Origin of the sequence: Mesorhizobium sp. M7A.F.Ca.CA.001.04.2.1 (genome assembly GCF_003998485.1) — a bacterium.
GTDB classification, from domain to species: domain Bacteria; phylum Pseudomonadota; class Alphaproteobacteria; order Rhizobiales; family Rhizobiaceae; genus Mesorhizobium; species Mesorhizobium ciceri.
In genome coordinates this window covers 1-9,987 of sequence record NZ_RZQT01000177.1, presented here as the reverse complement: position 1 = coordinate 9,987, position 9,987 = coordinate 1, and the positions used below count along the sequence as shown (strand labels likewise).

Here is a 9,987-nt window from a genome sequence, read left to right as displayed (position 1 = left end):
CTGTAGAGCCTGTTGCACCGGTATCACCGGTTGCTCCTGTGGCGCCGGTCGAGCCGGTTGCTCCGGTAGATCCGGTCGCACCAGTAGAGCCTGTTGCTCCAGTCGAGCCAGTCGAGCCGGTTGCTCCAGTAGAGCCGGTGGCACCGGTCGCGCCCGTGGCACCTGTCGAGCCCGCACCCGTGGCGCCGGTCGCGCCGGTCGCTCCGGCGGGTCCGGTCGCGCCTACTTGACCTGTGGTGGCGATAAAAGAAGCGGTATCAAAGAAATTGCCATTATCGCCATTATTAGCAAGCACGGGTGTAAAACTATAACCTCCTACAACCGGGGAAAGCGTGCCGTATAATTTGAAATTGCTGTCATAAACGAAATAAATATCAGTAGTGTTGGGGATCGTTATGGTCGCAGAAAAGTCATTTATTAAACCGCCCTGGTTTGCAGATGGTAGCTGAAAGCTACCAACGACTGTATCATCCGCACGATTAAGCGCCGGATTAGTCGGCGGAGCCACGTGAGTATCCACTACATAATACGTGTTAACAGCCGAAGAGCTGCCGCCGGCAGTTATGTCCCCACTGAGTGTGAGATCAGCCGCAAGCACCCCCGAGTAGCTGGCCACGCCAGCCGAAGTCATTGGAGGCAAGGGCGTGGACGAGCCTACGCGTGAGGATATCTCCCAGGAGCCGCCCAGGGCGGCCGCGCCAATCAGCGACCCGGACGCGAGAACGTCCGCGCCTACTGCCTCTTCCAGCGCCTCTATGAAGGCTTCGCCCGTATCCCCCGATGCCGTTTCGCAGCTCCACAGCCGCAGCTCGCCGTCCTTGGCAAGCGCACGGCCGATTGCGGCAAGATCCTCGGCCTCTTCCTGCAATGTAGTTGATGACCACTCCCCTGCTGTGAAGCCGACACGCCCAGACCCACCATGTGCGATAACGTGCACCGCATCGAGCCCTGCGTGCCCTGCGAGCGCGGCAGCGATCTGCCGCGCCGCCGGTCGGCGGCCGTTGAGCACAATCGCTTGAACCTCGGGTCGCACGCTGCCGAGAATCGCCTGGAGGTCGGAAACTGAAGGATCGACAAAAAGAACTTCAGAGGCACGGGCCATGACTGGCTCCTGTTGGCTTCGAACTCAATTCACCGGCAGCCACTCACTGGCCTAGCCGGCAAGTGCTGCGACCAAAGAGATTTACCTCCCGGACGGCCCGACGGCGCCGTGGGGACGTTCCACGACTGGCGTCTCCACGCGGAGGAAGTTGGCGACCTGGAAGTTCCCGCCTTCATCAAACGTCCCAATGGCAAGCGAGCCGGCGGTGCTTGGGACTTTGACGGTGAGGGCGACAGCGAGGCTTCGCTTGGCGGCTCTGGGAAGAACGACCTGACCGACAATAGCGCTCTTGGCCGTGTCCAGAATGAAATAATTTACATTTTCAATCGTGTCGCCGATCGGCAAAATGCCTCGAACGGTGACTTCCATAGCCGCAAATCCTGCCGTGAAGCTCATCATCTTCTCCTTGGTCGCCGGCGGCCGGGCCGCAGCTTCTCTTGGTCGTACCTTAGATTTCAATCGCTGGTTCAATGGCTGCAGAGCGCGGGCGCCCGGTGAGGCCGGTCGCGCGCATTGCCGCATTGCGGGCAGGTCTAAGAGACGGGTGCGCAAGGCTTGGCAGCCTCTTCGTGCCGCTCGATCGGATGGCGCCCCAGTTGTCTTCGCCCAGGTGAGTGAGGCGTCCAAAGGACACCGAGGAATACCCATCAATCGCTGGGTAATCCGTGCTGTTGGCCAACTGCGGGTAATTCAGGCGTTGTTCTACGCCTAAGCCTGCGTCACGGCCCCATCGACTCGTACACGGTATCACCCCAACCATGGTCACTCCCGTCACGCGTGTCGCCGATTTCTCGACGACGACTAACGAGGGAACCAACTGCTTGCGGGGGGAACATCAGATTTGGGAAAACGCCGGCCTTGAGTTCAAGGCCGTACAACGTCTGCTCTTGCACGTCACCACACACTTGCCACGCCCTCACGCACGAAGTGACTTGCTCCAGACACTCTCCTGGCTTCGCAGACGCAGCCCAACAGGCCCTCTGCCCGGTTCGCGGGAACCCTCTCAACACAAGACATTAGTAAAATCTAAAATTAGCAACTTGTAAATAACCAAGTTAACAATTTATTAATTGTGGACCATGAGTAACTACTTTCGGTCGACATCAAATGGCGCGCATGGGCCGAACGCATCGAAAAATCCGAGGCTTAAGGGTGCCCTCTGGTTCGCGTCGAACCCTCGATGTCGCGGCGGAATTTGCGCCTCAGCGATTGGGTCGACGGGAAATTCTGTTCTTAACCCTCTGGTCCCGAGCGACCGCAAGACCCTTGCTGCGACGGAAAGCGCTGGCTAAACAATGGACGGGTTGAGGCAGCACTTGGCTGTGAAGGGGCAATCGTTCTTTGCAACAAAGGTCATGCAAATGGCCAAGGCGGCGGGGTGATGCATGAGATATAAAGCCGGACAAAGGCGCAGGAATTCCCTTCAACAATTTCCAGCAGCGTGTAACGAACGTCGCTCCGCCAAGGGATTAGCATGAGCACCATCGGCCTGTGCATGATCGTCAAGAACGAGGCAAAGGTCATCTTGCAATGCCTCGCCAGCGCCCTTCCTCTCGTTGACTACGTGCTCGTCATCGACACGGGTTCCGAGGACGGCACGCAGGACGTCATCCGTACCTTCCTGACCCTTCACAATGTCAAAGGCACAGTCATCGACGAGCCTTGGCGGGACTTTGCGTACAACCGTACCTTTGCCCTTGACCGCCTGCGTGAAGTCGAGACGGTCGACTACGCCATGATCATCGACGCCGACGACGTCGTGGTCCAAGACGCTGACTTCGATCCGATCGCGTTCAAGTCGAACATGGAACACGATCTCTACGACGTCGAGGTGTCCCATGGGGGCATTTCGTTTTATCGCCCGCAGATTTGCCGCAACCGGCTTCCCTTCTCCTTCAAGGGCGTGCTGCACGAATATCTCGAGGCCCCTCCCGGCCATCTCACACGCGAGACCGCCAAGGGTTTTCGCGTGGCGACGGGGCGTGGCGGAGCACGCAGTCAAAACCCGCGAAAGTACCAGGACGACGCGACGGTTCTTGAAAGCGCGCTTGCTACGGAGACCGACCCGTTCCTTATTTCGCGATACACCTTTTATCTGGCGCAGAGCTATAGGGATTCCGGAGAACGTGAAAAATCGCTGGCAAACTATCTGAAGCGCGCCGAGCTGGGCTTCTGGGACGAGGAAATCTATGTCAGCCTGCTCGAAGCGGGCAATCTCATGGCAGCGCTGGGACGGCCATTCGACGAGGTCGTTGCAATCTTTGAGCGTGCGACGCAGGCCGTTCCCGCCCGCGCTGAAGCTCTTCACGCCGCGAGCCTCTATTGCCGCACCCAGGGCCGGAACGCGGAGGGAGCGGAATTTGCGCGTCGAGGGCTCGACCTTGCGCAACCCCCCGGACTTTTCATACAGCCTTGGGTCTACGATTACGGATTGCTCGACGAATTTGCCGTCAATGCCTACTGGACAGGCGCTTACCGGGATTCACTCGACGCCTGTCTGAAATTGCTCGCCAGCGAAAAATTGCCGGCGGAAATGGCGAAGCGCGTGGTGGCCAACGCGCGTTTCGCCACTGACAAGCTTCCGGTGCATGAACCGTCGAATCTCGGGGCGTTCGGGACAGAGAGCTTGATCGATCAGCACAAGCTTATCCGGCAGCGTTCGCTGCGGTCGCGCCTGAAGGGTTCACCGCGCATCCTGATTGCAATCCTGGCAAAGCAGAAGGAACCGGCACTGCCGCTTTACCTCGAGTGCATCGAGGCGCTCGACTACCCGAAGGCATCGATCGTCCTATACATCAGGACAAACAACAATACCGACAGGACCGAGCATATACTGCGCGAATGGGTAGAGCGCGTGGGTCACCTCTATGCGGCGGTCGAAATCGACGCCTCGGACGTCGTCGATCGTGTTGAGCAGTTTGGCGAGCACGAATGGAATGAGACGCGCTTCAGGGTGCTTGGCCGAATCCGCAACATAAGTCTGCGGAAAACGCTCGAGCACGGCTGCGATTTCTATTTCGTGGCCGACGTCGACAATTTCGTGCGATCGGCCACGCTGCGAGAACTTGTCGCGCTTGATTTGCCAATCGTCGCGCCTCTGCTTCGCTCTATCTCGCCGGGCCAATATTATTCGAACTTTCATGCCGAGATCGATGCCAACGGGTATTATTTGCAGTGCGATCAGTATGGTTGGGTGCTCAACCGCCACGTGCGCGGCGCCATCGAGGTGCCGCTCGTGCATTGCACATATCTTGTCCGGGCTGACGTGCTGACCGAACTGACATACGAGGACGGCACATCGCGGTACGAGTACGTTGTCTTTGCTGCCAGCGCCAGGAAGGCCGGAATCGTCCAGTATATGGATAACCGACAAGTCTATGGCTACATCACCTTTGGCGATGGCCAATACCATGTGAGTGATGGCATCGAGCGGGCTCGAGCGCTGTTGCATGGTGCGGGCGATACCTCCGCATTCACTGCCGCCACACCCTCTGTCTCCGGGACGATGCCAGCCCGGCCTGTCGAGCCGACGGGTTCCCCGAAAATTCACCTGATAAACCTAGACCGCAGCGTCGAGCGCTGGAGCAGGTACCAAAGTAACAACTGGCATTTATTGCACAATACCGTTCGCGTATCAGCCGTTGACGGCACTTCTCTCGACAGGGAGGCGCTCATCAAGGAAGGTCTGATTACCAGTGATTGTCCGTATCCCCCGGGCACGTTGGGGTGCGCTCTATCCCATATCAGCTTGTGGCAGCTGTCGGCTTCAGAAAACAAGACAATAACTATTTTCGAAGACGATATTCGGTCATCGTTTCGATTCACGGAGGAATCCACCAGTATTATATCTCAAGCACGGGCAGATTGGGATATCATACAGTGGGGCTATATTTTTGACCCATCCTTTCTCTGGCTGGACCTTGGTTTCTCAAAAGCCAAAATGGAATTCTACGATCGTCAATATACTAATAGAACTGCCTTGTTCCAGTCCGATAAATTCTCCTCCAGATTCCTTATCAAGGTAGAGCATTCGTTTGGGCTTCAGGCATACACAATCACACCAAGGGGTGCGCGGATACTTCTGGAAAAGTGTCTGCCGCTCCGCAGCAGACTTATCCCGTTTCCTGGAACTGGCGTCGTCCTTGACGACACGGGCATTGACTGCGCGATGTGTGCGGCATACGGCTCGATGCAAGCTTTTCTTTGCATGCCGCCACTCGTTATTCTAGACGATGAGCAACCTTCAGATCGAGTGGCGACGGATCAGGGGTGAGCTTTGAAGGACTCTACCTCGATCGCTGGCGAACGGTCGTTCTATTCATGGCCTCACGGGTACGGAAGAATTCCTAACGCCTGAATGATTACAGCAAATTTTCGCTTTTCTAGATCAGAAAGAGTTGCAACCTTGTCGCGCCTCTTCGTAAAAAGGGCATCAAACTCGACTGCATCGCCATCGAAGTGCGGTACTTGATTAAGCTGGCGTAGGGCGAAACCGAAATCGCCCAGAATGTTGACTATGTCACCAATCAGCTTTTGTCCTCGATATATCGGAACAACATGCGTTTCCAGCTCGATAGCCAAACAGGATTCCAGAAGGTGGCCGAAACCAAGCAGAACTTCGTATTCAAGACCTTGGACGTCTATTTTTATAACATCCGGTGACGGAACCGCGCTTGCGCGGAACAATTCGTCATATCGAACACATTCGACCTCTTGCATGCTGACAACGTTGAAGACACGGGCTACTGAGTAGTTCTGCAGGATCTCAAAGTTTGGCTCTCGCAAAGACGAGCAGTATGATCCGGCAGTAATATACAGCTTTTGGGGGCCAGAAGTGTTTGCCAGCGCCTTTTCCACCACTTGCGCGCCCGGAATTCGATCGAGGGTTTGTCGTATCACCGTCGCTTCCGACGACAAGGGTTCGAACACGACGGGCGTAATATGATCGGCTCGCAGCATCCACTTGAGCTGTAGCCCTCCTTGGCCGCCAACATCGACGAGGGTGATCCGCTCCTCTGCCGGCGTGCGAGACAACTCCGGGTATGCATCAAACGTTTCAACCAGAACGCTCAAGAGTGCAAACTGTTCGAGTCCAGTGCCGGCGTAGACGGGACGACCATTGTCGGAGCAGCCTATTGAGAGAGACCCGTGGCAACTCAAAAAGCTCACATCGATCTCGATCGTGTCATCTGGATGAGCGTTGATCGAAATGGTGTGACTGATACCCCTGTTTATTATGGTGCCGTCGAGTGCAATTTCGGCAACATCCAAAGAACCATAGTGATGGATATAGAAGTTTGTGGTGGTCGTGGGGAAGAATCTGAGGACGCACCTCATCCGAACCATTCGAAACAGAAAAGCTGAATCGTGAAGTCCTAGAAGATGCCAGTCACGGCGGTCACTGTCGCGAACGACCAAAGCTCCGCCAACGATATGACTCGACATTTCGTGGACGACCTGCCAGCTTGATAAAGCATCGCCAACATACGTTTTGGAAAAGATCGCCTCGCCCACCCTCGAGTCCCCTAGCCGCTTCCGAGTAGTTCAACCCTCAAGGGGTCTACGCTTAGACCTCGGCCGATGGCAGAACAAGCTGGACTTCCTATTTTTCTCCTTGCAGGGCAACATGGTCGAGTTTCGAAGTTGCTGCGACGAGATCTCCTAAATTTGCTTGCAGGTTCAGTGGCCGGCAGCCTCACACCAGTGGCGTTGACACCCTCGGGCGGTTGGAGCACAGGCTACGGGGTCATGTCTTCCCCACCTTCCTCAGCTAGCTCGCAACCAAACCTCCTAACCGCCCCCATCGAGCTTGCCGGCGACTGGGGCCACATGCTTGAGGGAGCCGCTGATCAGGTCGTCGAACGCATGCGGCATGCATGCCTCGACGGCGTCCGCCTGCTGTCCGACCGCCAGCCGACGCGCCTGCGTGTCGACGAGCACACTTCCGGCACGCCGGCAATCTGGCTGCATCCGGACGGCAGCAGTATGGCCTGGATCATCGTCGATATATCGGCGAGCGTGACTGGTCGAAGCTCGCCTACCAGTTCGGGCACGAACTCGGCCATGTGCTCTGCAACAGCTGGCAACCGGACGCCAGGCCGGCGCCGCCTTGCCAATGGATCGAGGAGACCATGGTGGAGGCCCACTCGCTGCGTGGGCTCGCACGTCTGGCGAAAAGCTGGAAGGAGGCGCCGCCCTTCGCCGGCGACAATGCCTTCGGCGATGCCATCGCCCGGTACCGCCAGGACATCATCGATCGTTATGCAGCGCTCGCTGAAAGCCAGGGGCTCACGCGCGACGCCGCTGCGTGGTTCGCCGACCACCGCGGCGAGATCGAAATGCCCGCTCTTAATCCGTTCGCCCAGGCAATGTCGCTGACCATCCTCGCCGAATACGGCCGCGCGCCGGACTGCGTAGAGGCTTTGGGGGCACTCAACCGCTGGCCTGGCCGCACCAGCATGCCGATCGCCGAGTACCTCGGACACTGGGAGGCGAGTTGTGTCGAATTGCGCGCTTCGCCCAGATTGCCGATCCGCCTGCGTGATCTGCTGCACGTTCAACAGCGGGCCAAGTGAAGAGCGCTTAGGCCGGTAGGCGACGGACCGGCTTAGCCTGCGCTCGATGACCGTGTCCGGTCAAAGACATGTCGGTCGTTTCCTTGCTCGCGGGCTCACACGCACATTGGCGTTATGATATGGCATCTCGGCTCGCGGCGCTTTTCGGCGCCGAGTCCGCCATCGTGAGCTCTGGCAGGACTGGTCAGGCCGCGCGACATGCAACATGGGCCGGAATCGCGACCTGAGCGCGATACCCATCAACTTGTCGAACTCGAATTCATGGCTCGATTCAATCGTGTGCGTGGAATTCGGTTCAAAGCGGTAGTCGACAGATTGAACCGGAAGAGTCTGGCGGCGTTATCGGGTCTGGAATGGCAATCCTTTGGAGGACGAAATGGCCAGTACTGGAACAACCCGTGGACACAATGAGGACCGCGCGAAGGTTGCTGGCGGGCAGGATAATGAAGTGAAATACGAGGCGGGCAAGACCGGCGCGAGGAAGGCTGACGTGAAATCGGTGGGCAACAGCCGCAAGAAGATTGAGGACAAGCTGAAAGAATAGACCACCGTTCGCGTGCGCAAATGATCCGCTTAGCCACCTTCAATGTGAACGGCGTTAATGGCCGGCTGCCCGTGCTCCTTAGGTGGCTGACGACTACGAATTACGACATCGTCTGCCTGCAGGAACTGAAAACGTCTGACGAGAAGTTTCCAATTGGGGCGATCCGCGAGACGGGATACCGCGCGATCTGGCACGGCCAGAAATCCTACAACGGCGTCGCTATCCTGGCTCGCGGAGTAGACCCGATCGAGCGCCGACGCGGGCTTCCCGGCGACCCTGACGACAGCCATAGCCGCTATATCGAGGCGGAGATCGGCGGGCTAGTTGTCGGCTGTCTTTACCTGCCAAACGGAAATCCCGCGCCTGGTCACAAGTTTGACTACAAGCTGCGCTGGTTCGACCGTCTGATGCGCTACGGCCGAGCTCTTCTCCAAGAGGGCGCGCCGACCGTGCTGTGCGGCGACTATAATGTCGTCCCAACTCCGATTGATGCCGTGGTGCCGCGACGATGGATTGGCGATGCGGTTTACTTTCCCGAGAGTCGCCAATCCTATGCCGATATGCTTGAGGACGGCTGGACCGATGCGCTCAGGCGCATCCATCCGGACAAGGGTGTCTACACTTATTGGAATCACTCCTATGGGGGCGGTTACGACAGGAGTTCTGGCCTGCGAATGGACCATCTGCTGGTCAGTCCCTCGTTGTCGTCCCGGCTTCGCAATGCGGGGGTGGATGCAGAGACGCGAGGATGGGAGAAGCCGAGCGATCATGCGCCTGCATGGATAGAACTTGATAGCCCGAGTTGAGACTTGAAATGCCGTCCGATTCAGACGGTGCTGGCTGCTCCAGACTTCGCCCCCTTTGTCCGACATTTGTAGTCATTCTTCGGACCACGTGGCGTCGCGCATTACTTTTGCCACCGAGCGGAATATTGTGTTTGGATCTCCATACGATCCGCACGAGCAGGTACTTGGGAACGACAGCATCGAATGCGTGGGAACTGACCACGTTGCTTCACGCGGGCAAACGCGTCAGTCTGTAGATTCGAGGCTTGTCTCGGCTATGTACGCAATGGTCGACCGACCTTTGTTTATGAAATCCAGCATCGACAACCTCCCGCCACCAAAACAGCGCGAGCTGAGAAAGACGGTCAAACTCCTTCTCGAGGAGTTTGAGGATGCCCTCAAGGGCGGGACGGCCGACTTCAAAAGGCGTGGGCGCGTCCTCAAGATCATACTTTTGGGTCCTATGCGCGTGGCGACTGGGTCGACGAGCCGCATACCAGGAAGGGCTATCGTTCGGATTTCGATCGGCTGGTGGTGGTGAACAATCGCAAACTGCCGCGGCGGCGTTCGCCCCGTACGGAAAGCGGTACTCCTCCATCGCCTTAGAAATCGGCATGTCGCCGGTTCCCGCGTAGCGGCCGGCAAAGGGGTGTTTCCCCAAAACAGCAACAGGAAGGCCATCAGGCGAAACCTCCGGTGTTTTTTGTCGCCCTGCGCGCGAGTGCTGCGGGCCGCCAGTTTTGGCTGAAACCGGTAATGTACGAGCAGCCCTCAGAGCGGCTGGATCACCTCCCATCTGACCGAGCCTCGCTCGGCCGCTTTTTCACAGGGAGGAAGGGACAATGAAAGGGCACAGAGATGCACCTCCTACTGTGTCAGGGCCGTTATCGAGGGGCGCTTGTTGAAGTCGCACTTGCCGGTGACGCTGTAGAAGAAGTCGGCATTTGAAGACGGCGTCGGCACGGTTGTGCCGCCGTCCTC

7 protein-coding genes and 1 pseudogene are annotated in these 9,987 nt (G+C 57.6%); 5 read left to right on the top strand and 3 right to left on the bottom strand.

Annotated features, from left to right (window positions below; genetic code table 11):
• Positions 1-1,102, bottom strand: a 1,102-nt coding sequence (locus EN955_RS31485) for a DUF4347 domain-containing protein (RefSeq protein ID WP_127223524.1), incomplete at its 3' end; no start/stop codon positions are given.
• An 81-nt stretch (positions 1,103-1,183) separates the two neighbouring features.
• Positions 1,184-1,498, bottom strand: coding sequence for a hypothetical protein (locus tag EN955_RS31480; RefSeq protein ID WP_024505825.1), 315 nt, complete (start codon positions 1,496-1,498; stop codon positions 1,184-1,186).
• 1,078 nt (positions 1,499-2,576) lie between these two features.
• Between EN955_RS31480 and EN955_RS31475 the strand changes: the two genes are divergently transcribed.
• Positions 2,577-5,375, top strand: coding sequence for a glycosyltransferase family 25 protein (locus tag EN955_RS31475; RefSeq protein ID WP_024505824.1), 2,799 nt, complete (start codon positions 2,577-2,579; stop codon positions 5,373-5,375).
• Positions 5,376-5,428: 53 nt separating this feature from the next.
• Here EN955_RS31475 and EN955_RS31470 read toward each other — a convergent pair whose 3' ends face one another.
• Complete coding sequence (locus EN955_RS31470; protein WP_024505823.1) at positions 5,429-6,616, bottom strand: FkbM family methyltransferase; 1,188 nt, start codon at positions 6,614-6,616, stop codon at positions 5,429-5,431.
• 362 nt (positions 6,617-6,978) lie between these two features.
• Between EN955_RS31470 and EN955_RS31465 the strand changes: the two genes are divergently transcribed.
• The 4 genes and pseudogenes from EN955_RS31465 to EN955_RS31450 form a co-directional block, all read left to right on the top strand.
• Complete coding sequence (locus tag EN955_RS31465) at positions 6,979-7,677, top strand: hypothetical protein (RefSeq protein WP_245265436.1); 699 nt, start codon at positions 6,979-6,981, stop codon at positions 7,675-7,677.
• Between the two features lie 376 nt (positions 7,678-8,053).
• A complete protein-coding gene (locus tag EN955_RS31460; protein ID WP_081714477.1) occupies positions 8,054-8,221 on the top strand; it encodes a DUF3606 domain-containing protein in 168 nt (55 codons plus the stop codon).
• Between the two features lie 20 nt (positions 8,222-8,241).
• Positions 8,242-9,027, top strand: coding sequence for an exodeoxyribonuclease III (xth, locus tag EN955_RS31455; RefSeq protein WP_024505822.1), 786 nt, complete (start codon positions 8,242-8,244; stop codon positions 9,025-9,027).
• 286 nt (positions 9,028-9,313) lie between these two features.
• Positions 9,314-9,561 (top strand): annotated as a pseudogene (locus EN955_RS31450) (nucleotidyltransferase); the annotation flags it as partial.
• Between the last annotated feature and the right edge of the window lie 426 nt (positions 9,562-9,987).